Source organism: Algoriphagus winogradskyi, from assembly GCF_900182815.1.
GTDB classification, from domain to species: Bacteria; Bacteroidota; Bacteroidia; order Cytophagales; family Cyclobacteriaceae; genus Algoriphagus; species Algoriphagus winogradskyi.
The window spans coordinates 205,802-231,892 of sequence record NZ_FXUA01000008.1 but is presented as its reverse complement, the minus strand read 5'-3'; the positions used below and the strand labels follow the sequence as shown (position 1 = coordinate 231,892).

At 38.8% G+C, this 26,091-nt stretch carries 19 protein-coding genes; 3 read left to right on the top strand and 16 right to left on the bottom strand.

The genetic code is table 11. From position 1 onward, the window contains the following. Nucleotides 1-878: 878 nt before the first annotated feature. Nucleotides 879-1,154, top strand: a complete 276-nt coding sequence (locus QOL76_RS18515; RefSeq protein ID WP_283414450.1) for a hypothetical protein — start codon at nt 879-881, stop codon at nt 1,152-1,154. Nucleotides 1,155-1,215: 61 nt separating this feature from the next. Here the strand turns inward: QOL76_RS18515 and QOL76_RS18510 are convergent, their stop codons facing one another. The 3 genes from QOL76_RS18510 to QOL76_RS18500 all read right to left on the bottom strand — a co-directional run bounded on the left by QOL76_RS18510 (nt 1,216) and on the right by QOL76_RS18500 (nt 7,540). Further along, nucleotides 1,216-2,538 (bottom strand): RagB/SusD family nutrient uptake outer membrane protein, encoded by a 1,323-nt coding sequence (locus tag QOL76_RS18510; protein ID WP_283414449.1) that lies wholly within the window; start codon nt 2,536-2,538, stop codon nt 1,216-1,218. 152 nt (nt 2,539-2,690) lie between these two features. Further along, nucleotides 2,691-5,885 carry a SusC/RagA family TonB-linked outer membrane protein gene (locus QOL76_RS18505; RefSeq protein ID WP_283414448.1) on the bottom strand — a complete coding sequence of 1,065 codons (3,195 nt, stop codon included), beginning with the start codon at nt 5,883-5,885 and terminating at the stop codon, nt 2,691-2,693. After that, complete coding sequence (locus tag QOL76_RS18500) at nt 5,882-7,540, bottom strand: TlpA family protein disulfide reductase (protein ID WP_283414447.1); 1,659 nt, start codon at nt 7,538-7,540, stop codon at nt 5,882-5,884. The genes QOL76_RS18505 and QOL76_RS18500 overlap by 4 nt, the downstream gene beginning before the upstream one ends. A gap of 1,046 nt (nt 7,541-8,586) precedes the next feature. Here QOL76_RS18500 and QOL76_RS18495 point away from each other — a divergent pair. Further along, nucleotides 8,587-8,973, top strand: a complete 387-nt coding sequence (locus QOL76_RS18495) for a helix-turn-helix domain-containing protein (RefSeq protein ID WP_283414446.1) — start codon at nt 8,587-8,589, stop codon at nt 8,971-8,973. A 71-nt stretch (nt 8,974-9,044) separates the two neighbouring features. Here the strand turns inward: QOL76_RS18495 and QOL76_RS18490 are convergent, their stop codons facing one another. The 7 genes from QOL76_RS18490 to QOL76_RS18460 all read right to left on the bottom strand — a co-directional run bounded on the left by QOL76_RS18490 (nt 9,045) and on the right by QOL76_RS18460 (nt 18,187). Continuing rightward, complete coding sequence (locus QOL76_RS18490; RefSeq protein ID WP_283414445.1) at nt 9,045-9,512, bottom strand: type II CBASS E2 protein; 468 nt, start codon at nt 9,510-9,512, stop codon at nt 9,045-9,047. Beyond that, nucleotides 9,499-10,734, bottom strand: coding sequence for a nucleotidyltransferase domain-containing protein (locus QOL76_RS18485; protein WP_283414444.1), 1,236 nt, complete (start codon nt 10,732-10,734; stop codon nt 9,499-9,501). The genes QOL76_RS18490 and QOL76_RS18485 overlap by 14 nt, the downstream gene beginning before the upstream one ends. Continuing rightward, nucleotides 10,731-11,915, bottom strand: a complete 1,185-nt coding sequence (locus QOL76_RS18480; protein WP_283414443.1) for an SAVED domain-containing protein — start codon at nt 11,913-11,915, stop codon at nt 10,731-10,733. The genes QOL76_RS18485 and QOL76_RS18480 overlap by 4 nt, the downstream gene beginning before the upstream one ends. 5 nt (nt 11,916-11,920) lie before the next feature. After that, the gene (locus QOL76_RS18475; protein WP_283414442.1) at nt 11,921-12,598 is read right to left on the bottom strand and encodes a hypothetical protein; all 678 of its coding nucleotides are present in this window, start codon (nt 12,596-12,598) and stop codon (nt 11,921-11,923) included. 579 nt (nt 12,599-13,177) lie between these two features. Beyond that, the gene (locus QOL76_RS18470) at nt 13,178-13,690 is read right to left on the bottom strand and encodes a hypothetical protein (protein WP_283414441.1); all 513 of its coding nucleotides are present in this window, start codon (nt 13,688-13,690) and stop codon (nt 13,178-13,180) included. A 1-nt stretch (nt 13,691) separates the two neighbouring features. Beyond that, on the bottom strand, nt 13,692-14,873 hold the full coding sequence (locus tag QOL76_RS18465) for an ImmA/IrrE family metallo-endopeptidase (protein ID WP_283414440.1): 1,182 nt from the start codon (nt 14,871-14,873) through the stop codon (nt 13,692-13,694). Between the two features lie 578 nt (nt 14,874-15,451). After that, the gene (locus QOL76_RS18460; RefSeq protein WP_283414439.1) at nt 15,452-18,187 is read right to left on the bottom strand and encodes a T9SS type B sorting domain-containing protein; all 2,736 of its coding nucleotides are present in this window, start codon (nt 18,185-18,187) and stop codon (nt 15,452-15,454) included. Nucleotides 18,188-18,668: 481 nt separating this feature from the next. Here QOL76_RS18460 and QOL76_RS18455 point away from each other — a divergent pair, with 481 nt between their 5' ends. After that, entirely contained in the window at nt 18,669-20,390 is a 1,722-nt protein-coding gene (locus QOL76_RS18455; RefSeq protein WP_283414438.1) for a capsule assembly Wzi family protein, read from the top strand. A 103-nt stretch (nt 20,391-20,493) separates the two neighbouring features. Here QOL76_RS18455 and QOL76_RS18450 read toward each other — a convergent pair whose 3' ends face one another. The 6 genes from QOL76_RS18450 to QOL76_RS18425 form a co-directional block, all read right to left on the bottom strand. Beyond that, nucleotides 20,494-20,982: a glycosyltransferase gene (locus QOL76_RS18450; protein ID WP_283414437.1), complete on the bottom strand. Its 489-nt coding sequence runs from the start codon at nt 20,980-20,982 to the stop codon at nt 20,494-20,496. After that, the gene (locus QOL76_RS18445; RefSeq protein WP_283414436.1) at nt 20,979-21,422 is read right to left on the bottom strand and encodes a glycosyltransferase family protein; all 444 of its coding nucleotides are present in this window, start codon (nt 21,420-21,422) and stop codon (nt 20,979-20,981) included. The genes QOL76_RS18450 and QOL76_RS18445 overlap by 4 nt, the downstream gene beginning before the upstream one ends. A gap of 6 nt (nt 21,423-21,428) precedes the next feature. Next, entirely contained in the window at nt 21,429-22,439 is a 1,011-nt protein-coding gene (locus tag QOL76_RS18440; RefSeq protein ID WP_283414435.1) for a glycosyltransferase family 4 protein, read from the bottom strand. Beyond that, nucleotides 22,423-22,941, bottom strand: coding sequence for a serine O-acetyltransferase (locus tag QOL76_RS18435; protein WP_283414434.1), 519 nt, complete (start codon nt 22,939-22,941; stop codon nt 22,423-22,425). Before QOL76_RS18435 ends, QOL76_RS18440 begins: the two co-directional genes overlap by 17 nt. Before the next feature lie 14 nt (nt 22,942-22,955). Beyond that, nucleotides 22,956-24,011, bottom strand: coding sequence for a glycosyltransferase (locus QOL76_RS18430; RefSeq protein WP_283414433.1), 1,056 nt, complete (start codon nt 24,009-24,011; stop codon nt 22,956-22,958). An 856-nt stretch (nt 24,012-24,867) separates the two neighbouring features. Beyond that, nucleotides 24,868-26,034, bottom strand: a complete 1,167-nt coding sequence (locus QOL76_RS18425) for a glycosyltransferase family 4 protein (RefSeq protein ID WP_283414432.1) — start codon at nt 26,032-26,034, stop codon at nt 24,868-24,870. Nucleotides 26,035-26,091 lie beyond the last annotated feature (57 nt).

Here is a 26,091-nt window from a genome sequence, read left to right as displayed (position 1 = left end):
AATTTCGAATGTTGAATATCAAAGGATGAATGATGAATGCTGAAGTTGGAGGCAGTCGGTAGACTTGCGCTAGAAGAGATTTGGAAGCATGCCGTAGGTATGCACTATGGATAGCCCAGGTTTTTTTTACCCTGGGTATAAGGATAATAACGTTGAAAAGCACTGGCCCAAGATCGTGATTCAGAGACGAAAGCCTAGTGCCAGCAAGATGGGACGAGAAATTATTTAATCTACGTCCTCTTAAAATAATTACAATAAATGGCGGATTGTAAATCCGACGGTTTGAGACCGGGATTACAAATCCCAAGCAGCAAAATAGTGGTCTGTGGAGACACAGACCAGAGTGGAGAATAAAAAGATAAAAACCTTCGACGTTTGGAAAACCTGAAAGGTTAAGAAAGGGGCGGTATTGGACTACCGCCCCACAGCCAAGATTTGGAAAAGCGTAGGCTGTAAAAAATGGATTATAAGAGACGGTTAGATTCCATCTTCTACAATCAATTGAGTGAACGCAACTAGTTTCTAATTCTAAACTAACTAATAAATATATTATACGCAAGTGACTGACAAGTAAAACCTTCGAGGTTTGGAAAACCTCAAAGATTAAGAAAAGGGCAGGGCTGCTGAATACCCCACCCCGAAAAAATAATTAAATGAAATAAGTATTTCTGGAATCTTAAGGAATAAAACCGTCGAGGTCTTGAAGACCTCAATGGTTAGGAATAATAAAGAGACTCATTTCTCTTAATAGCCTGGGGTAAGAGACTGGCTAAACCCAATGAGCCTCCCAAAGGGAGATGCCGAAAACCCTTTTCAGAGTAGGCAAACAACCAAAAACGGTTTCCCTGTTTTTGATCTGTTAAAAAACAGGCATTGTTATGAATAGTTTAATTAAAAGATTACCGCTGTTTGCCTTTGTGCTGGCAGCGTTTGCAGCGTTTGCATTTACTTCTCCAGAAGAAGTTCAAACAGATGTCTATGGATTTGACGGAGAACATTGGTATCTGGTAAATCAACCTCCCGGACCGGGCACTTACAACTGTGTAATGGACGCTGCGCCTGGCTGTCTTTATGAAGAGATAGATGGTGATCCAATTGATCCAAATACCAACCGAAAATTCCAAAACAACGGACTAACTCCGATTGAGAATTAGTAGATCAAAGTTCGAACGAGTGAGAGCCTTGAACCAGTGGTCCAAGGCTCTTTTTTTGTAGTTAGCGGTTTCCCAATTCAATTTCATATGGAGGAAGCTCCAAAGTATATTGGTCGGCAGATGACAAACTGTATACTATTCCGTTTATCTCTCTCGAAGCCTCTAAACCAAGTCCAAGCTCATTTAGCCTTTTCATATCATACCATCGAAGTCCCCTGAACACCAACTCTTTCCTCCTCTCCTCCAAGACTAATTCCAATGCCTTTTCTTCCTCCAGCTCACTCCACTCCTCGAAATCGCTATACCGTTTGACACCCAACGCATTTAAATGAGCAAGTCCATTATCAACCTCACTCAGTCGAATGGCCGATTCTGCTGCCACCAAGTAAGCTTCTGCCATACTGATTCCTGTAAACAGGTTAAAGTCTCCTGTATATGAACCTTTAAACAAGGGTAATCCAGACTGATCGAGGGTAAAGAATAAGGACTTCCTCAAGTCAGACTCTCCATACATGCTGTACAGTTCAGGAAGGATGAAAGTGGCGGCGCTGGCGGTCACAGGGAAACTGCTGGTCATGCTATAGAATAGTGTTTCTGTATTAAATAGGCTGAAAGGATAAGAAGAGGCACTATCCAAGGTACTATAGTCCATTAATTCTCCTTTTTGCTGCACTACATAAGCTGCAGAATTGTAAGCCTCCTGCCATTCCCCTTCATACAGGTAGATTCGCGCGAGAAAGGACTTTGCTACTGACTTATCCGCTCGGGTTTTGTACTGCGCCTGATCCGGCAGCCTGGTAAATGCCGCTTCCAAATCTGCTTTTGCCAATTCCAGTACTTCGTATACATTTAACATTTCCAGGGTGGCATTGATATCAGATTTCAAATTGACTGGAATACGTGTTTCGTTCGCAAGTGCAGAATTGGGGGAAGGCAAAAACAACTGAGCCAATTCAAACATGGCTCTAGCCCTTAAAGCTAACGCTTCCCCGATCAGGACACTGTTTCCGGAATCTGAGGTATCATCAATTTTCTCCAGAATATCCAAGCTCACATTCCCGTAAAACACCCTGCCATGAAGGCTTTGGTAATCCCCGGACCGTTCATTGGGTTCGAAGACTGACTTCTTCCATAAATAGGCATTCTGTTCCCAAGGATTCAAGGTTTCCCAGTTTTGGGATGTTGTCACCCAATCATCTGCGAGAATAAAGGATATCAGCGAATTGGCATTCAGAAAACTATAAGAATCCAATAAAGCCCGCACATCATCCACCGTAGCAGGTACTACCAGGGATTTCTGAGGCTTTTCGTCCAAGTAATCCTGACAGGAATAGCTGATGAGAACACTGATGCAGCATAGTATTTTAATACAGTATTTTTTCATATGATTATAATTTGTCTTTTAAAGGCCATATGGAATCTCGCAGCGATTATAATCATGCCAGTGTGTGACTTTTTAGTCATGCTCGATTTCATGTGTTTATAATTTGATTTTTATTGGCCATATCCCAGCCCGTATTCTTATTTATTGATCACCTAAAAGTCAAGCCTCATCCCAAGTGCAAAAGATCGTAAGGGCCGGGAGGTCTGAAAGTCAGGATCAAGTGCATCATCGGAAGCCTTCCACAGGATACCAAGATTGCTGGCGTAGGAGTAAAACTCAGCCGAGTGAAAGGGAAGCCTAGGCATCCTTGCACTGCTTAGCGTATATGAAAATCGCACATCATTCAATCGAATATGGTCGCCTTTCTCCACCAAGGCTCCGGAATTCATATAGAAGTTGTTTCTTCTAGTATCAGATGAAGCTGGGAGTGATGGCACCTGAGTCCATTCCTCATCTCCGGGTTGCTGCCACCTGCGGTCGTAATCCCCATGTCCTATGGTTCCTCTCAGAAGGGTATAATAATTGATTGATTCCCGGGAATAGTAGTACCCAAAGCGATATGAAATATTCACCGATAATGCGAAACCTTTGTACCCAAAATCATTTCTGAATGCCCCAAAACTGGTAGGCCTTGCTGGCCCATGGTATTGCAGGTTTTCTATAGTTGATTCCCTGGAAATCGCCAGGTAATCATTACTAGCTTCTCCGTCCACGAATCCTAGGGGATCACCCGTATCAGGATCCAATCCCGCCCATTTGTAACTGTAAATACCATACAGCGGACGACCTGCATAAGGATAAGGCATACTGGTATTTGCCATAGCCAACAAATTGCTAACCGTGGGTAGTTTTTCAAAGTCCGTCACTTTTTCATTTACTCCGCTGTAGAACAAATTACTGGTCCATTGAAAATCATTTCTAAACCATCTGACTGCCAATGAAAGGTCCGCGCCATTGATCCGGCTTGCAGCGAAATTCCCGGTAAAGTTGGTGTTTCCCGTAGCAGCTTCCACTGAATAGTCCCCCAGCAGATCGCGAGAATCCTTGATGTAGTATTCAATGGAGCCTGCGAGAAAACCATTTTGGGTTTCCACATCCAATGCAAGATTTGTGGTCTGAATCTTTTCCCAGCTTAATCCTGGATTGGGAGGATTTACTATTCCTGAAGCGGTCAACTGGGGTAAAATATCCCAGGGAAGAAAGGTAATGTACCTGGCTGTAACAGCTGATGAAAGACTTTTATCAACATTTCCGCTCACTCCGTAAGTGGCCCTTAGCTTTAGGAAAGGCATCTTAGGGAAGTCCGCAAATTTCTCATCGGATAAAATCCAGCCAGCACCCATTGACCAAAGCGGAACCCCTCTTTTATTGGACTCTACCCCGAATATATTGGCCTGGTCCTTTCTGGCACTTAGGGTAAGAAAATACCTGTGCTTCAAGTCATAGCCTACATTGGCGTAATAGGAAATAAAACGGTCCACTCTCCCACCATGTGAATCTTCTGAGGGAATGCTCGCCTGCTGGCCTGGATTATAAAACAATGGAAAACGACTCACCAAATCCACAGGTAAACTGATGCCAGTATCGTCACGATAGCCATAATATGCAGTTGAGCTGTTCAGTCCCTGAAGATCACGGATCTCCATTCCAGCAATTGCATTGAGAAAGTGTGTGTCTTCCCAGTCCTTTACAAAGCTCAGTTGGGGGCGGAAGGTATGGGAATAGGTATCTGATTGCCCCAGGTTCAACACTTCCCCTTGGGGTAGCGGATAGGTGTAATTTCCATCGTCGCCGACCTGGCTATATTTGTTGATTAAATCCCGTGTGGCAAAAAGCGAAAGTGGATCCCGGTCCCTGGTAGAATTAATGTTCTTCCAGTATTGGTAGAATACCCCCAGTTTCAGTTCAGGGGTAATAGAATACTGAATTGAAGGACTCACCCGGATATCATAGGCTTGCGTACGGTGATCCAACTGTCCAATCTCATTTAAGGGCCGGTATTCCCAATCCAGCAAGCCCAGCTCAGAGACTGAATTTATAAATCTGGTACTGTAAAACTTGGCAATAGGGAGTGGGTTGCCCTGCTCGTCAGCAAGCCTGTCGTAGGCATATCCGCCCGGAATTTCAGTACCTACCAAAGAGTTCTGATTTGAGATATTCAATGAAATACCCACCTTCAATTTATCCGAAAGAGTTTGCCATTCATCACCCATCGCCAAGGTCCAACGGTTGTTACTGTTACCTACAATGCCTGACCGAATCTGATCGTATCCAAGCGATACCTGGTAAGCATGGGAATCACTTCCTCCTGACAAGGAAAGCGAATACTGCTGGCTGATTCCAGACTGCAAGTAATACTCATTTACATCATTTCGGAGATCGGCTTGCCTGTAAAGTTCAAGCAGTTGATCTGCCTGCTCCCCTGTGAGCAGCCCGTCGCGTTCTGCAATCAGGGTTTCTACCGTTGGAGAAAGACTGGGTTTATTCGAGTTTCTTTCCAGACTACGGTAGAAGTTGCTGGAAAACAGCTGCTCCTCAATTCCAATAAATTCGGGTATGGACATTTGAGGTACATAATAGAGGTCCCGTGGTGCGGTCAGGGTGACATTGGTATTGAAGCTGACTTTTAAGGGCTGACCTTTGGCTCCTTTCACTGTTGTAATTACGATCACCCCATTTCCTGCCCTAGCTCCCCAGATAGAGGCAGCCGCCGCATCCTTCAACACCGTAATGGAGGCCACATCATTGGGGTTGATATTTTCCAAAGGTCCGTCATAGGGGAAATTATCGACAATAATCAATGGTGAGGTATCAGAAAATATCGTGCTGCGGCCCCGGATGGTAACCGGTTCATTGACAGCCTGTTTCCCCCGGTTAAAAATGAGTCCCGGTGTCACATCTTCCAGGCGGTCCAGCACCGAGGTACTCACCCTTCGCTGGACGAGCTGGCTGTCCAAATAGGAAAAAGAACCTGTCGCACGCTCCTTGGGCAAGGATTGATACCCCGTGGAGACAATTTCTACTGTATTGAGCTCTGTCTCGGACGAAGTCAAGCGTATAAGCAAGGGCTCAGATAACGGAAGTGTAATTTCCATTTCCTTGGTTTTCATCCCTATGTAGGATACAACCAAGGTATAGTCAACCCCAGCAACCTCAAGCTCAAATTCCCCTTCCTCATTGGTAATGGTCCGGTACTGGGTATCCTGTAAATAGATCAGTGCACCGGGCAGGGAAAGTCCATCCCTGTCGGTCACTGTACCGCGGAGCGTAGCTAGTGTTTGTTGATAGGCCTGACTTTTTCCTATGAAAATAGCGAAGACCAGTAAAATCATACTAATGTATTTCATGGCTGTGTGTGATGTAAAGTGATAGATTGATTGGCGTATTCAGCTTGTATGCTGTCCAGCATCTCATGAAGCTGCCCGGGTGACAGTCGATGCAGGCTCTGAAAGCGGACCTTGGAATCCGGACCTACAATCATTTTTTGTGGATATGCCTCTATCCCATAGCGGGAAAGCACCTCACTGTCTGCTACTGCCTTCAGGTTTAAAAACTGATCGGATGTGTACTTGCCAGTGCGAAGACTATTACGCCAGCTGTCCTCCCCGGAATCGGCATTGATGGTGACCAGTATTATGTCGGAGGCATCCGAAAAACCTGACTCCTCAGCTAGCAGCCCTTTCAGGGGAGTCAGAACGGTCTGATAGTCATCGATACAAAATTTACATCCGGAAATCCAGTAATGGATCAGCAAGGTCTTACCGCTATAATCAGTAAGGTCTACTGACTCTCCCCGCTCGTCGTATAGCCCCCTTGAAAGAAAACCGCCCAACTGAACTTCCTTAAGAGAGATCAACTGCTCCTTGATCCAGGATGTCTCAATAAAAGCGATGCTGCTATCGAGTGTTGTGGACAGGTTATCACCAAACTTATTGTAATTGCCTAGCACGTAGTTACCTATCATCGGGTCCTTCATACGTGCTGGATAAGTATCCACCACCCCGAAAAAGTCCTCCTTTTTGATTTTAGCTTCAACCAGTGCCAGACCTACCGCCCCTTCAATCAATAAGGGATGTGAAGCCCCCAAGGTCTCCATATGTAGATCTGCAGCCCAACCCAGAAGTTCAGCTTGCTTTGCCGGTGATTCCTTTAAATGATCCAATGCGAATTCAGCCCGGTTTACTCCCTGCTTCAACATCGTTCCAACTACTCTGGCTTCCAGAAGCTGGTATTCTGTAGCAGTAAGAACATCCTTAAAACGCTGTACAACCTTCCAAGCTGGATTTTGGGTAACAGGAATACTTAAATATTCCTTGAGGTATTCCCAACCTGTTTCAACAGGAACCAGCACCTTAAGCTTGACATACAGGTCGTCAGGTTTCTGCAAGGCACGTCTGTAACGCTCCCCTGAACTGGAATTCTCAAATAATCCTAGGCTTGTACCTGCAAGCAGGAGGGGATCGGAATTAAACTTGGATTCGGCAACTGCCTGATCCAAATAATACTGGGTACGGTAGAAGTCAGCCTGGGGACCTCCGAAAAGCAGTAATCCTGAGCTCTGCTCAAACCGGATCCTTACCCTGTCCAAGCCCTTAAAATTCCAGTTCCGGATCAAATCTACCTTCCCGTCAGACAGGGAAAAGTACCCCTCATCTACTTCTTCTGGAAGATAGCAGGTGAAAACTGTCATATTCCCACTTCCTTCAAAGAATGTCCCCTTGTGTCCTACCAAGGGAATGGAATGTCCGGGAGAAATGGCAGGCGAGCTGCTAAGCATTTTTTCCCAATACGTCAATACCAGGGTATCGATCCCGCTGGCAGCAGGTATTTCCAGATAGAGCATCCCTTCCAAGCGAGCAGAAGAGCTTGCGCCCTCCTGCCCTGGAATGCCGGAGTAATCAACCAAATCAGTCTCCGGAGGTGAATCAGCAACCTGTGCTGTGGTGGTGCTTGTGGGAAGACATAGGTATCCCAGTAAGCAGATGAGTAGTGTTTTTTTCATGAGCTTTTTGTTTGTATTGCTGAATGTCCGGTGACCGATGACCAATGTTCGAAGACGGAAGTGAGTCCACAGTCGACAGACCACGGTCAACAGCAGTCAGTGGTCAGTGAGCAGTCGCAGTAGGCAGTCTCAGTGTCCAGAAGGGAAGTCTGAAAGCTCAAGTCAGAAGTCTTAAAACCGAAGTTTAGGAAAAACGTCATTGCGAGGACGAAGGACGAAGCAATCTAATTGTGCTTACCTCTGCCACATAGAGACTCTAAACCCTAATCTCTTTTCTCCAATCTCCAATCTCTGACTTTAGCTACTTGATACCCTCCTGAGGCGGGGAGGCTTTGTACTTGGTACTCAAATACAGACAAAGCAATCCCACCTCGCTCCCACCGAGCAACAAGCAAAATGAATAATAAGATGTATTATGTAGTAACCGATCTGCTCAGGGCTGTGCACCTCCCCTTTCACGGCGAAAAAACAAATCCTAAATCGGATTCTTGGGCTTAAGAGGAAAGAGGCGATCTACCGCGGTGATGCCGAGTTCCACTGGTAATAGATAATGTGTAATAGGTAGAGAACAAACTGACCCGCTTACCAACAAAGCATACCCTTCCATCCTGTGGATCCTACAGGATACTGTCTGCAACATAAAAGGAAGTAAATTACTCATGCTCGTTTTCATTAGAAATGAAAAATGGTAAAACGAGTCTCTATTGTAAAAATCGCCATAAAATAGGGCGAGCTTTACTGCTTTAGTACAGGAAACCGCCAGGTAACCCGCATCCTTTCGGAAAGTTGACCACTAAAGACTGATGCAAAGCCCGCCCTACTGCACTCAAAGATATCAAAAGATACTTTAAGTCCAGAACAGGGCGAGTCATCACATCCTCTCGTGGTCAATACTGGCGGTTTTTGTACGAGAGAATCGTAATACTCGGTGCGGCATAGATACCGCTTATATTTTAACTGCTTTAAATATAAGCATTTATTTTACACTTCCATATATGGAGGTGACTTTATATTGATTTTAATGTCCCTTGGTATAAAAAACTTCAATGCCAAGTATAATTGTTGAACAAGAAATGTCTGAGATGGATTTTCGGCTGATTCTTCACGTAAAAGAACTCAGAGAGGATATAGGCATGACACAAGTGGAGTTAAGTCAAAAAATGGGTTTAGCATCTGGATTTGTGGGAAAAGTTGAAATGTTTGGCAACAGTGCCAAATACAATATTCGTCATTTACCTCTGATTGCTAAAGCATTAGGTTTCAAAAATGTTGGCGAAGTTCTCCCAAAAGGAATTGCAACAAAGGATTTAGTTAGGGTGATACTCGAAAAAGTTCCTCTGTTAAAAAAGAATGGTGAACTCTCTAAAAATAAATTTGAATATAAAATGCTTGAGGTAGTGGCAGTAGAGACTAAAAATCAAAACCAGAAATAAACTTAAAGGAATTGTGGTCCAATGGAAGGGAAGGACAGAGTTCGGCTAACACTCCCCTAATGCTACACAGATCACCTATTTTTAAAGACCTTTCGAATATCAAAGTTATTTTTTGGCTTTTTCTTTTTTGGATGCAAACCACCACCAGTCCAAGCTCCAGTAAGCGCCCATATTTCGTAATGATATAACCACTCAATGGTCCAAGGCAAAATAGTTTCACTCAATAACTTTCTTTGATTCCACTCTTTCCCATCTGGGAAATATAAACATAGTTCTTGATGTTTGTGGTCGTAAACATGAGGCAGTTTAGTTTTGTTAGGAGCTAAAAGCAAAGGAAGAGGGTTAGTAACCCAAACATCGACTCCTTCATTTCTATGAAACTTAAGTTTTATATCATAGAACTCACTCAAAGGTGAAGGGGTCAAAGTCCCCTTCCAAATAAGTGATTGATCCTTATCGGTAGTAATCTCACCTGAAGGAAACTTTTTTCTTAGATTTAATGCCTGTGCTCCTACGCTTATGAAGTTACTCTTCTGCATTTCCATAAAAATTATGAGATTTGAGAAAACTAACCCCAGAAGTACTTATTCCGATTTTTGAGTCAAACCGATTTAAACCTGATTCAGTCAGCATTCGCTTCCGAACACCAATTTTGGTAAATGCCTCAGAAATCACTCCTTTTCCTAATGAATCCGATAAGGAATTTTGAAGATTTACCCCTCTATTTTCAACAAATTCAGCCAAATCTTTCTTCAGCTTTTTTAGCCATTTGTAAAAATTATCCTCTTTAATGGAGTTTCCACGCCATCTATCCGCAAAATTTTCTCCAAGGTTTACAGGATTAGGTATTGATTTGTAAAATTCACCAGAAACTGGATCTTCTTTGGTTTCTACAAAGTCTTCCATCCGATTCACTATTCCAAATAACGCGCCGACTACATCAGACTCTTTCCGATATGCTCTAGCTGCTAAGGTTGTAATAATAATTGAGATTGGCTTATCTTCATCTCCATTGAATATCATATCCCTATGACGTTTCAAAATTTGAACAGCCCTCTGAAGAGGTAGCTTTTCTTTCTGGTATTTTGGGACAGGCTTTATCGATTCTCGGAGGCTAAAGCTTTTTTCAAGGCCTATTTCAGCCTGCTGAAAAAACCAACTAGCATATCCAAAAGGATTGGTCTTTGGCCATTCTTCCACATAGATTGAAGAAGGATAATTAAGCAATTCTGTATCTGTCATTCTAATAGAAAGGCTGTCAATTTCCTCCAAGGATCGATTTGAAAATGCTTTTTCAAGAAGTATTCCATATCCTTCACTTATAATAGCCGGAAGAATATCCATATGATATTTACCACCATTAGGTGATTTTTCCCTGTACTTTAGAGTCCAACATCTTCTGCCTTCCTCATCAAGTAACGACTCTAAGGTTTTATGCTTTCTTAATTGATCACCGACTTTGTTCTTCACATCAGCTTGAGTCCAGTGAAAATTCTTGTTTTTCAATTGACAAACTAGATCCAAATCAATATCGTCATCTTTGCAGATTGGTCTAATTACTGTCCCTAATAAGAATGATCCTTGGGGGAGAATTGTTGGTTCATATTTTGCCAAATCTGAATCATCTTTTGAAAGATATCTCCCAACAGATTCATAGCTTTGGACAGCGGCATTGTACTCTGATTCAGTTATATCAAGTGAAGATCCTACCTCTTCAAGAATCTCTTCAAATTGTTCTTTTTGCTCCTTAGTTAAATTCATGCTGGTATAGTTAATGTTTCTATAAATCCACCTGCTTCTCTATTTTGATCGAATATTTTTAATCTCATATCTGCTTTAGGCATCCAAACTCTGCCTAATTCTACAGCAAGTGCCACAGGCATTGCAGGAAATAAATTCAAAATAGCTTCTTGTCCATGTCTCGATTTAATTTGATCAAATGCTTTACGAATTATTTTGTTAAACTCAAGGAATTGACTTCTATTACGAAGGAAGTCATTATCTGGCGAATCAATGGTAATTGTCCAGATTGCCGTATTTTCTCCCAGAACCTTTATAATTCTATCATTTGAAATGTTTGCTGACAATGAAATGTTTAGCGCCACATTTTCTGCATCCTTCTGAGGTTCAAACAACTTAAATTTCGCAATTACATCCTCTTCTAGCCATTTCCATGTTTTCGGATTACGATGTAGTTGATAAACTTCCGCCTCATAAAGATCAGAAAGCAGTGTGCCTAGTTTAATTAAGAGTGGCTGTGGTGCTAAAGCGAAAATAGAATAATGTGGGGAAGAGCCGGCCTGTTTAGAATAAGAAACTTTTTCTCTAAACAATTGCACCAAATTCGCAACCTGAAAATCCCAATACTCCTTGCTGTTATCTTTAAATGCTGAATTTTTTAATCCAATGTCAAGAGGTTCTGCTGAAACAGGATAAAAATTCGGAACAATAGTTTCTGCTGCCTTTGGAAAGCTTAATGGGGAATCATGCTCACCTATTTTAGCTCCATAAAGTAGTATAAAGCTTTTTTTATCCACATCAATACCTGTAAGAAGTTCAATCCTTTTTTCGTGTGATTGTTTCATCTGAATCAGAAAAGAAGCCGGATATTCATTCACTTTATCTTTATCATCGAAGGTTCGATGACATTGATCACACACCATCATCAAATTTGCGAAATCTGTTTCTAGCAGTGGAGAAAGGATTTCATCATACCTTGGTCCATTATCTGAAAAAGCGTAAATATGGGCTATGTAGGATTTATTCATGATGTCCATCGTGACATCATTTCTCCACAGAGGCTTATTACATCCATTAAACTGGCATCTGCCACCTGAGGTTAGCCATAGTTTTGTTTTTGTCTCTGTAGGAATTGAAGGTCTCCTCTTTTTCTTAGTCACCGAATTATTGGTTGAAAGCTGTGATTTATTTTTAATCTCCATATCTATCACGCCTGACTTAAACTATCCCAAATCTGGATTACCTCTTGGCCCCATATATCTATATTTTCTAGTAGTGCAATTGAATCTTCATTTCCAGGAACAATTCTACTGGAGAAAACATCATAGCAGAAACACAATCCTGGCATGACAATCTCATCTTCTCTTGCCACTTCTCGATCTAAATACTTCCAAAGCACAGTGGCAACCAAACTGGATTGCTTTAGATCAAAAACTTTTGATTTACTAACATGGATTTTAAAACCTCCCAAATACTTTTGACCATCTATTTCAGTCCGAAACACCACATCTGGAGCTACAATGATATCTAAGTTACCCAAAACAAGGCTTTTGGTATCAGGTATTACCCTCTCATACTCGATTGATTGAAGTATGAGCGGAGCAGGGGTACTGAGAAAGCTCTGTAGGGCTTCTAAAGAAACCTTTTGGTCAGTCTGCTGTCGGTTATTCTTAAACTGTGTCCTTCTTTTCAATAACTCAATTCCAGAATAGACGGGATTGAGATCCCAATTTTTAGAGATACTTTTCTTCAGTCTCGCTTTTGCAAGTTGATACCACTGGATTAAGAAAGGATTTGGAACAATCTGCTGTTTAATAATTCTAGCTTTTCCTTTTTCTGTCGCCTTGGAAAACTCGGCCAGTTGATTTATGGAAATAGTAGCCATAACATTGTTTTTTTAAGGTAAGGTGATAAATATTTAAAAGAGGCCGACCACAGATCGGCCTGAAGCCAATAAGGCCTTAATTCGGTGTGGATCTTCTATGTCCAGGCACCACTACTTTCTTCCCGCCCACCTTTCTGGTGTAGGGTTTCACTGGGACGATTTTCTTCCCATCTCCGGTTTTTGCCATTGTTCTAGCGTTTAACCACCTCTGTCAAATAGGCAGAGGTATTACCTACCGGGAAAATAAAAAAACTCTTACCTTTGGGTTCCTAAATCCAAGTAAAAGCGGGGGAGCCTATTTTCCCAACGGAAGCTTCCCCCTTATTTTTTTACTCTTTTGACTAAATTCTTTTCAAAAGAAGTTAACCTTTCTTAACAGGGTTCATGCCAAGTATCTATAAATCTGATATTTGGACATGAACTGTCTCAATTACTCTCAGACTGCCAAATATTATTCTGTTTGTCAGTGTGTTTGTCAAAATTTACTGACAGCTTTGGTGTCAACATGACATATCAAACTTCATAAAACCTATTCTGTCAGTCATTTATTTGTATTCATCTTTCATTTCTTCAGCTTTCTCACTCGTCATGATATCCAAGCTCTTTGTTTTTATCTCTTAGCAGGCTATACAGCTCAAAGTAATTTCTACTTTCGAAAGCCCATTTGGTAATCAGGTTCATGATCTCCTCCATATCCTGTATATACCCCATTCTGCTGTCGGCATGACGGATTCCTTTTTTATCCAGCTTCTTACCACGGGTCAAGAAGATTTTCTTCTCTTCCCGGATGACTTCTCTCGCAGATTTGTATTTGTCTCCCTCGGGCAAGAATTTCTTTAAGAGCTTCTCAACTCCTTTATAATACACATCGTACTTTTGCTCTGGATCATCAGGGATTTGCCCCAAAGCAAATTCCTTCAGTTCATTTTGCGATTTTAGCCCACCAAGTTCATCGAGGACCAGTTGTTCTCCGGTTTTGGCATTTGCTTCAGAGAGGATTTCTTCAATCTCTCTTTGCCTTTTTTCTTTTTCTAGCCTCTTTTGCTCCTCGGACTTTTTCTGCTGTTCCTTATCGTTGCTTTCTTCACTCATATCAAACCAGTTCTAAATTATTTTTGATCTCCAATACTATTTCACTTACCGTCTCTTTATTAAATGGCATCGCATTTATCTTGCTTACTGATTCATCCAGTCCCGGGTCATATTTGTGAAATGCCGGCCAATAGGAAGGGTTGTCATAGCAGTAAAAATTGTATATCAAGCAGGGATGGATATCCCATTCTTTCGCATATTTCTGTACCACAAAATGGTTGGAAATGGTGGGAATGATGAATTTATATCTCTCTTCAGGCAAAAAATACCTTCTGGCGAAATCATCTGCCTCTTCTTCATTGTCTAGCCATAAATCAGCTTCGCCTGTAAGGTGGAAGGTCCGGGTTTTTATCTCTTCCAAGTGGTATAGTGCATGAAACAATTCGTGCATTAGCGAGAACCATATAGTCCCATACCTTTTAAACAGGTCTGTAATGATAATGCATGGTTTGTTATTCACCACGAAGGTGGCTCCCCTGACTTGTGTATGTGGCATGTGCCTTTGAAAAATCACCGTAACCCCTGCATGGTACAATGCCTTGCATACCGTAAAGAAACCATCCCTCTCGTTTCTGGTAAAAGGCTTTATTCGGCTGATTAGCTGTTTTAATCTTTCCCGGTCAAACTCATGTGGATTATTGATATCCTCAAACTGTGCATAGGCAACCTTAATCCAAAACGTTCTTTGCTTTTCACTAGTGGATATTTTTGATTTACTGAAGGCAACCCTAGTAAGGATTTCATCCTTGTATTCAAAGATGTTTTTAAGGCCAAAAAAAGCAACAATCCGTTCCTCGATTTCCGCCAAATTCTTTATATCATTAATAAACCCAAGCTTTTTAAGGCCAGCTAAGTCGAAATTCTCAAAAATGAACTTTGCTTTTCTTGTCCTGTTTAATTCTTTGGTTTTTTCAGCCGTATTCTGATTTAGATAAAGCTGAATTGTTTTCTCGACATCAAGATCAAGGAACTCACCGATTTTGAGAAGCTTTATGGTGTCGACCTGCTTGGCATCATTGTCCAAAATCGGCTCAACGGATTTTTTGTCCATTTCCAATGCATCGTAAGCCTGGGATTTGGTTATATTCAGCTGTTTGATTCTATGTTCGAATAATTCTCTTAAAGAAGGTAGTTCTTCACTTCTGAATATATTTTCTAATAATTTATCAATATCGCTTTTCATGAGGTAATTTTACCTTTAATACTTGATTAAAACCAATAGGGTTAAAACAAATATAGGAAAATTTTCCCATGAAAAATTATCAGATAAAATTTTGTCAATCAGAATTCATCGGCGTGTGAGAGCTGTATATTCAATTGACTTTAAAAAATATCAAGATATCAATTTATCGAATTGTCCGGACTGGCCTTAAAAACCTCATTGCACCTATTATTCAACCTCTCCATATTTATCGCAAAGGTGAAGTATCAATTGATTTTTGGCTCTTATCGTTAATAGCTGGTATTCAAGTGTTCATCTGCTTTGAAGGAATGGAAATTATGCTTAGTCATAAAGTAAGGATAGAAAAAAAGCCCTTCTCCAACTTATCAAATTCCCTCTTCCCGTAAGTATGCGGCCCAGGCTCTACAGGAGAGTGCCTCACCCGATATTCAAATCCCAATGACGGGGGTAATTCAGAGAGAAATATTATGAAGTTAGCTAGGGTGATGAAGATTATAGGCAGTCCAGAAATAACAACCATCAAATTCTATGAATATTTTCAATAGAATACAACTGACCAGGAAAAAGACACCCAAAACTTACTGCAATACCAGTAATGATCCGGTTTCCCTTTCTTCGATTCCATAAGGGGGGTTACGAAGTATAACTACAAATGCATAATTCCCTACTGGAACATACTGGCCGTTGAATTTGCCATCCCATATAAAAACCGGAGCTTCTATGGGTACATTATTGGTAGAGACATGGTGAATAAGTTCCCCCTGCCGGTTTAATATAAACAACTCAGCGTCCGTAATATCTTCACTTATAAAAACCCTGAAATTCTTTTGTGGGTTTCCCAGAATCATGGCATTGGGAAAGACCACCTTGAAATCGCAGACATCATGAGTGCTAAAGTTTTCCAGCAGAATACAGCCTTCCGCTGTTGTTACCCTCAACTGATATTTACCAATTTTATCTGGTTTAAAGAGTCGCTGATTAGATACCAATTGATCACCAAAATACCACTCATATTCGTCATATTCACCCGGATCTATAGGAGGAATACTGTTGTTTTTTGAACAGACAGGGTAAAGGAGATCTAGATCCGGTGCCGGGTAAGGTTCGGAAACCTCAACTTGGATTAGATTCCTACCAACTTCACAACCTAGTTTGGTATAAGCTACCGCTTCATAGGTTCCACTCTTATAGACTTTTATATCAAAAAGCTCGTTCAAAGAGTCTAGTTCTGCACGTGCGCCTGATTCATCATAATATATCCACTCAGTACGTAATTCAATTTCCGGATTTGTAGTCAAAGATATGATGACCGCTTCCCTATCGTCACAACTTTTACTTAAATCCAGGTCCATGGGCACTTGCGTAATGGGGGCTTTAACTTCAAATGCGACAGGTATAGTAGGACAGAATCCACTTGAAATAGGCATTACAGAAAGAGAGAATTCGCCTATGTATGAAGGATAGAATTCCATACTTCTGCCTACAATTATTCCGTCAGAATCGAACCAGCGTATACTTACTTCACTAGCTCTGATCCCTTCCAATTCTGCCCGGTATCTTATAGGATCAAAGCAATTTTCCTCAATAAGCACAGCGGAAAATGAAAATGGAGATAGTAAGCTTGCTGTGAAATTCATTCTTTTGAGACAAAGGGTTGAATTTTCGTCCAATGGCTCCGCTAGCAGGGTATAATTACCCTCTTCAGTTAAAGTAAACGCTTCCCCGGTTTTTAAAGATTGCAGTTCCCCATTAGGAAAAGTTAAAGTAAATAGCAGTTCATCGCTTGTTTCCGGAACAAACAGGTAGGATTCACAAATGTTTATGGTTGAAGGAACGCTCACTGCTACCTGAGGCTGATCAAGTATAGTAAAAGATTCTATGGGGTAGGTGCAGTTTCCTATTGTAATTTCAAGCAGGTAATTCCCTGCATTGAGATCTATGTCGAATTTTCCATCTACAGGAATTGCTCCAGATGCAACTACTCCCTTTTCTGAGGAAAGTATGCGAAACATTCCATCTTCTATTGGCCCGGCTAGCGCTACACTAAGATTGCCAGGGATTATTTCCTCTACAGCACAAGTTTCATCTATTTGGCTTAAAACTATATTAAACTGATCTGGAGGAATATTGGACCAATCCTCAGATTTCAGTTGAATCAGTTTATTGGTAACACAGCCATTTTGCACCAGCTGTACCAGGTATACTCTTGGTTTAAGGTTGTCAAATGTAAATACCTCCCCTGCCGCAATATCCTGTTTATAAAAATCCAGTTCTGGAATGGAAATCGATTCTAAATTCGACATTACCAATACCTGCATGCTACCGTTAGGATTATCACATTGCTCAGGTTCATCTAGAAGTCTGATTTCAACCTGGGGAGCTTGTATTATTTCAAATTCAGTTTTTCTTTCTGAAGGGCAATCAGGAAAATCAAGGCTTGGGACACTAAAGCTTACTTCATAAATTCCTGGGCCGGAGAGATCAGAAGATAAAAGTTCAAGCTCATAAGCATTTCCCAAGCTGATTTTATTTGATTCTGATTTTTTACGGATAAACCATTCCCCAGACAAGGGAATATCTGTGGTAAATAGAACACTTCCACCTTCACAGATTTTCGCCTTAGATTTAAGAATCTGAAAATCTATAGCAGGACCTACATACGTAGTCCCATTTACCGTGCAGGTCTTACTATTGTCATCATTATTAAGATATAATTCCACCAAATAAATACCCGGCGAATTAACGATTAATTCATTGCCTGTTTCTAATACATTTTTATCTATATCTCTCCAGATTATGGAGTAATTCCCAAGGTTGGGCGTACCTGGGTCCAGTGCAGTTAGAATTACCGGATTGTCACCGCACAGTAAATAATCCGATTGAAGTGCAATTTTATCCGGTCCTTTTTGAATGGTAACATTCATACGGCTCTGATAAAAATCAGAATTTGTCCCACGCCGAATTTTTATGGATACGACATAGTCCCCAGCATCATTAAACACCACTTGGATAGTTTCAAATTGCTGTCCTCCGCTATTACTAAAAATTTCCTCTCCAGCTGAATCGGTTACAGTCCATTCATAAACGTCATCAATACTTCCTCCCGCACTATAAGTTCCAATTGTCCTTCCGAGGACCAAGCACAGGTTAGCATCACCGACTAACTCTGGTGTGTTATGGTTGGCATGTGTAATGCCTATTGTATTGGCTTTAATGCCCTGGGAAGACAATTCAAAAGCTAAGAGGATACCAACCAGAATGAATAAATATAGGGCTGCAATCTTCCCAAAGGGAAATTGTTCTTTTCGTTTCAACTTGAAATGGTGAGGGTGTTCTGCAAAGATACCGCCAATTCCCTAAACCATTGTCATTTAGATATATACAGCATTTAACACCCTATATAAATCAAAAAATATAAGATTATTTGCTATTTATATTTTCAAAGTATAAAACGTAACAAAGAATCTCATTATCCCCAATGATGCCAGTAATTAAAGACTGTTTGTAGAAAGCAACAGATAATCGTCCACTGACGAGATTTCCCTGTCCACAGGACGTTGAAAGCTTCCAATGTTTAGAAATGCATGAAACGGGAGCTTCGGGATATACGGCAAAAGAACCAATGGCAGTCTGAAGACTGCATTATCTTAGGTCTAAGTCTTGAGACTTAGACCAGATAGCGACCAGATGGCCAGATATTGGCTCAAACGTATATAATCCATTATTACACGGCTAAGGAATTTATATAAGTAAGTTTGTGTAGATTTACGCTACGGTTATACCCAAGCCCATTAATTGAAAATTAAACCACTATTGACCTTGGCAAAGCTAAACACCATCTTTTCGTTCCTGTTTTTTATCCTATTTATTAGTAATGCTCTAAGTCAAAACATCCCAACAAACTTCTCTATCTTAAATGATTACCTAAGAAGAGAACAGGTGATAGGGAATGTGAACCGGGATTTCAGCTTTAATGTAAGGCCAATAAACGTTGAATTTGCATTTAAAGAATTTGAAAGCCCTTTTCTAACCGATTCAACAAGAGGGTACGAAACAAAGTTAAGCCTTCCTCAAAGCAGATCAGGGAAATTCAAACTTTCAGCCCTACCGCTACAACTTACTACGGTTTACAATTCGACCCTACCAGGAGGATGGACTAATGGAGCCTTGATCCCAGCAAAGGGAATACAGACAGTAGCTAGCGCCGGTGTTCATATGAAGCTGGGAAAGCTCTCTATACAGTTATATCCTCAATATCATTATGCCCAAAATGCAGCCTTTGAGGAATATCCAGAGGATGCGCCAGAGAGCTACTTTGTATATTTAGGCAGAAGTGCTTATGATATAGATAATCCTACAAGATTTGGAACCTCTTCTATATCAGAGTTCTCTTTAGGAAATTCTCATATTATGATGAATTTCGATGGTATTTCTTTTGGATTCTCTTCTGAGAATCTGTGGTCAGGTCCAGGACAATTTAATTCATTGGTTCTAAGTGACAATGCTCCTGGTTTTTATCATTTTAGAGTGCAGACCAATCGTCCTTTAAAAACATTTTTAGGGTCTTTTGAGGGAAATTATTGGATTGGTCAGTTAAAAGGATCTGAATTAACTCATTTCAGTGATGGAGCACATACTGCTCTTCTAGATGGAGCTAATGAGACATCTTGGCGATATTTCACAGGTATTACAGTATCCTATTCACCAAAGTGGACTCCGGGATTTTCACTTGGAATGACAAGAGGATTTCAGATTTACAGAGAAGACATGGAGAATAGCTTTAGAGGATTTTTTCCAATTTTCGCCCCTTTCCCTAAAGAAGGAGAAGGTGAAATTGAAAATATTGAGAGAAGAGAAGATCAGAATGTAAGTATATTTTCTAGATATGTTATCCCTAAAGCAAAGACAGAAATATACTTTGAATATTCAAGAAATGATCACCCATTAAGTTGGCGAGAACTTCTATTAAATCCAGAACACAGCAGAGCATTCTTATTAGGATTCAGCAAGTATATCTCCCTTCCAAACTCGAGTTTATTAGGAATACAAGGAGAAATGTCTCAAACACAATTCAGCATAAATAATATTATAAGATGGGGAAATGGAATACCTAATCGTGGAAGGGGATCGTATGACAATTACCAGGTAAAACACGGATGGACAAACCGCGGTCAAATATTGGGAGCAAATACCGGTATTAGTGGAAATTTATACAGTCTAAAAATCGGAAACTATACCGGACTAAAGGAGATCTCAGCTAAACTTGAAAGAGCTGAACATCATCCGAATTTTTATAGATATGCAAAAAGTGCAGGCTTACATGTAAAGCCATGGATAGATAATACGCTGTACATAAATTATTCGAACAACTTCAAAAACCTCTTATTCAAATCCTCTCTTGGCTTTACACAGTCCTTGAATTATAATTTCTGGAGCACAGAAAATAATATTTTTCATTCCACCGAAAACAAGCTATTTAATCTAAGTCTAAATATGTCACTTATTTACCTCTTGTAAAGAATAGAAAATTGGTATGTGCCAGGATCTTAAATAGATATACAGGTTCAATTGATAAAACTTGAGACCGAGGTTGATTTTCTTTCTTGGTTTTTAATAGCCCCTACTTTGAAAGAATCTCATTTTTAAGGGCTTTAATTAAAGAATCCGAAGCATAATTCCCAATAGGCTTGGAGATGCCAAGGAGTTCACCGGAAATAAACCGTTTTATTAATTCCTCCAGTTCATCAACTGAATTAGCTACATTGATATAACCAATTTCTCCGAAATATTTCGCTGTGGCTTGCTGGTGATCACTCCTATGCTCACCTAAACTTTTATGACGTGGAAAAACTATTAGCGGCTTTCCTTTTACCAAACCTGAAATAATAGTTCCCATCCCAGCATGAGCGATAACCAAATCTGCTAAATCAAAAGATCGTTCAAACTCTTCTGGAGCCATAAAGGAATTCATCTCCATTAAATTGGAGGTAAAGGCAGAATTTGGAGAGTTCTGAGCTACAATATCCAAGTTAATTCTTTGAGCGATTTGTTCTAATGCCTGAAAAAGCCTATCAAACGGCTCTTGAGTACCAATTGTTAAAAAAATCATTTTAATACATTCCCTTTAAAGGATACATTATCAGTTTTCAGATGTTCCCACTGTGTAAATACTCTGTTAGCAAATTTAGAGGCAATTTTTCCACTTAGTGACAGTTTTTCACAATTCGCTATACTATCAATCCATATTGTCTTACAACCAAATAGCATTCCGATAATTAACGCAATTAACCCAGGTGCCGCTCCTGTTGTAACTATCACATCCGGCGATTCAATCCTTATAATTGTAAAGATTTGTGTTACACAGCTTAATAGCCCCTTTATATCACTTCTATTGCCATCAGAAATAGCATAAAATTTTGAATTTGGTACCATTGATCGAAAGGATTCATTGGTAGACACGAAAACTAGCTCATGTCCGGCAAACGCAGGTCGCAATCTTAATAACTGAATCCAATGACCTCCTATTGATGAGATGGCTATTACCTTCATAACATATTAAATTAAAGACTCAATTAATTCAGAATACTTCTCAATCATATTACCGTAACTAAATTTTTCAAGAAACAATTGCCTACTGGCCTCTGCCATTTCTTTATATTTAAGATGAGTAATGCTGTTTAAATTATTCAGCTGTTCATGCAAAGTATTCCAGTTTTCATTTAATTCGACACCATTTTTCCCCGGAACGCCTATTTCTAAGTTTCCACCAACATCATTAACAAGAATAGGACGCATACACATTATTCCTTCAAGTAAAGCCAAAGGAAGACCCTCTTGCGATGAATAAAGCATCAAGTAATCATAGTCCGCCACCAACCTATTCATATTTTCTACAAAGCCTAAAACAAAAAAATTGAGAGACCCATCACAAATCTCCCTTAACTTATCAAGATCTTTACCCTCACCAGCAAAATGAATTTGGATGTTAGAATCCAGTTTCCCCTTCAGACTCTCTACAATTCTTACTTGCCTCTTCACATTATTCACCCTTGCCACATAAAGAATTTTAATAATTCCACCTTCTTTATAGCCTCTACTTACTGATAGTGTATCAAACATATCCTCTATTCCATTATAAATCAACTTAATTTTCTTACCTCTTATTTTAAAATAATTTAATAGATTTGAAGTTACACTGTTCGATATTGAAACTATATTTTTTGGAAAAAATGTTAAATGCCTATAAGTAGTATATACATTGTGGGAAACATAAATAATCTGAGCATTAAGAAACAAGATTCTATCAAGAAAAACCATTATAGGAATTAGATTCCTCGCATGCACTAGGACAATGTTATTACGTAGTACTGATGGACGAAATTTCAAATATTCCACCTCTTCAACAGAATACTTCGGATGCAATTCAGTGAATTTCTGAATGCCAGTAATTTTACAATCATATAGTTTCTTAAGTCCATTATGTACATCCACTAAAACCTTTTGTGCCCCACCATAACGCGCAAGGTTAGTAGTAATAGAAATCACTCTCTTATTTTTTGAAATCATATATTATTCGATTATGAGAAACAACAACACTATTTTCGGGAACGTCTTTAGTTACAACTGCATTTGCCCCAACCCTAACTCCTATATTTAAAATTACTGGCCCCAAGACTACTGCATTAATCCCAATTACACAATTTCCCAAAATAATCGGCTGACTAAACTTAGCGCCATTACGCCAAGATTCCTTTCCATTATTCCCCCCTAGGGTTGCTCCCTGATAAATCTTAAAATCACCTTCAGCTACCACATATCTACCTATTACTACACCAATACCATGTAAAATCACCACTCCACCATTCAACTTAGCCCTAGGATCAATATCAATAGAAAAAAAAACCCGATTTATAAACCAAAAAAATCTACTCAACGGTATTAATTTAATTTTATATAAAATATGGCTAATCCTAAAAAAAAAAATACATAACAAATGAACCTTTAACAGAGGCTTAATAAAACTTCCTGTATGTTCTGAAAAAGCAATATAATCTTTAACAAACGACATATAAACACATTAAATTACAAAAAAATATTCTGAAAGTCTTCAATTGATGCAGATCTATAATAGGAATTTACTCTTCCTAATTTCACTGAACTAAGCATAGCGTTCGCAAATGCAACCTCATCATCTACATTCACCACATACCCATTTACACCATCAACTATGATTCTTCCAACAACAGGAACTGATAATGTGGCAGCTACCGGAGTACCCAAATGAAGAGCTTCGATTACAACATTTGGTAAACCCTCATTTCTAGATGGAAGTACCAAACAATCGGCAAACTTTATATAAATATAAGGATTATCCGTAAAACCCACAAAATTTACACTAGACCCAATATTAAGCTCTTCAATAATTGTAAGAAGACTGTTATAATAGAATTTAAAAACGCCACCTATTTCGCCAACAACAAATAATTTAGCATCTGGATAACGCACTAAGACTTTGCTAAACGACTTCAATAGAAGATCTACACCCTTGATATAATCGACTCTTCCAACGAAAACAAAATTTAAATGACCCATTATAAAAGGAGAACCCTTTCCCCTAATCTTTTCTTCAATCCTATTAACATTTACTGGATTGCTCAGTGTTAAAACATCCTTAACTTTGAGATGTAAACGATTTATATGTTCATCTCTCATTTCTAGTGTTTGTACAATAACCTTCCAAGAAAAATTATAGGTGAAACGCAGACGCACAACTTGTAGAAAAGATTGAGTATGAAGATAATCATTGGCACGCAAAATAACCTTTACACTTGGAAATAAAATTGAAGCTACACAAAGCCTCCAATTTATTGGCATTAATGAAGAAAATGCGAACTCTGGCCTTTCTTTATACAAAGCTTTTGCCAATTTAAAAACAAGAAAATCTTTATATGAATTAACCTTTAGATGCTCAACCCTAATCCCCTCAGGAACAAATTTGCTAATGGGACCCAAATCTTTCCCTATTATATATAATACAATATCATACTGATTTTGATTTAAAAAGCCAGCAATATTTAAAGTCATCTTCTCAGCTCCACCAGCGTAGTAGTTTACAAAAAAAAGCACTTTTTGTTTCATACACATGTTTTTATATAAAGAAGTAAAAGACAAAATTTAAATAATATGATATTTGAAATATATAGTTTATACCTGCTATCCATCCTTATAATCAAATTGTGTAAAATCTATTTCTATTTGAGAGCGAATAATCCGTTATAAGATTTCAATCAAGTAATAATCTGTATGACTATTGTTTACTTATGAAAGTCCTTTAATTCTTGTTCTTATCTCAAACGAGATAGAACTTAAACAAGACCAACCATCAGCTTATTTAAAATCGTGATTTAACAGTAACTTTATTTTAAACTAAATAATACGATTAATGGAAAGGTCTTTATAAATTTAACTAGCGTCTTAAAATAAAAATAAATAGAATAAATATATTAAAAAAAGTAATGTTTATCAAATACATTGAAGGAAGTCAAAACTAACAATCTGAAAGAATAATAAAATTGTTAAATAAATTCGAAACATTCTATAAAACAAAAATCTTCAAGTGAAACAAAATCAAAAAAATATATGAATATGCTAAAAAATGCATTTAATAGGATATAAGGCTTTTGTCCTCAACGACAGAAGTAACAATTATGGAAAAAGTTAAAAGCATACAACATCCAATTAAAGATAAATAAATACTCTTATGCCCGTTTAGGTAAAATATAATACATTTTATTAACACATCTCACAAATGAGATAGTTAACAAAACTCAAAAGTTACTTAAAAAAACATAACCATTTAAAAAAATGTTACTTCCCACTCTCCATAAATTATCAGACTCGAGAAGTCACTGTTAAAAGAATTTAAAAAAAAATACCCTCAAAGAAAAATCAATCTCTATGAACTTCTACATAAACTAAATTACCTTATAAATTATTACAAAGAAGAAAGGATCTTAAAGCACAATTTATCTAAATCAAGATCTTGCCTTAGCTTAACATCTTTAAATCTAGCAAAGCCTCTTGAAATATAGTAATTTCTAATTTCGTAGTCCTCCATCTGCAAAATTCTAATCTTAATCTCATTTACTGAAAATGGATTAAAGTACAAAACTGAATCACCACAAACTTCGGGAATAGAAGCTACCCCTGAAGCAATAACAGGAGTACCCAAAGACATGGCTTCTAATGGAGGATATCCAAACCCCTCATTCAAAGAAGGGTATACAAATAAATATGCTTGGCTATATAAAGTATGAAGTTCCTGCTTAGAAACATACCCTAAAAACTTAAACCTTTTAACATTAATAATTTGATAATTAAGAAAATCACCTGAAGATAAACCAGTAATATAAACAAAACCATTAAAGTCAGGTCTTTCAGAGAATAGTTTGTCAAATGCCATAATAGCCCTCAAGGAATTTTTATGCCACCTATTACCACTTACTAATAAATAATACTTATTTGAATGTGTCAAATTATTAATTTTAGACGAATTAACAGTAGAAGGTGAATAATAGACTTCAATATTATTACTAGATAAAGAGGGAATAAATGCCAATAATGAAAATTTGGAATGATTACTAACAGTTATAAACTTCAAATTTGAATGAAGGCCCAGTCTTCTATATTTAAGCTTTTCAACGGTATTAATCCTGTATTTTCTAACTTCCCTCTTAAATAAAGATCCTCCAATTTTATAAAAAAAACTTTTCCATTTAGAATTTCCGTCTAAATATTCATATTGTAGAGAATCAACAGGACATTCTAAATCCCTTAAACCATGAATTGTAGAAATAATTTTAATATTACTATTAATACCCAAAAGATACCATAGAAATATAGGAGAATATATAACTTTACCCTCCCTAAAAGCTACTTCTTCAAGGGTAAGCAAATTAGAATCATATAATAGCACACCATTAACTTCGACTAATTCGAGCAAAGCAGAGTCAATGTATTTAGAAGAATCATAGTAACCGCACACACGCTTAGAATCTAATGCTATAAGCTTACTAAACAAAATTTCCCCGTAAATTCCTCCTCCATGATATTTAGTACCGCCTAGTGGCTGAACCATTCTTAAATCAAAAACTAACCTCATAAACCATCTATAATTACAAACAAACTAGGACAACGTGACAGTAAAATAAATAAGCTG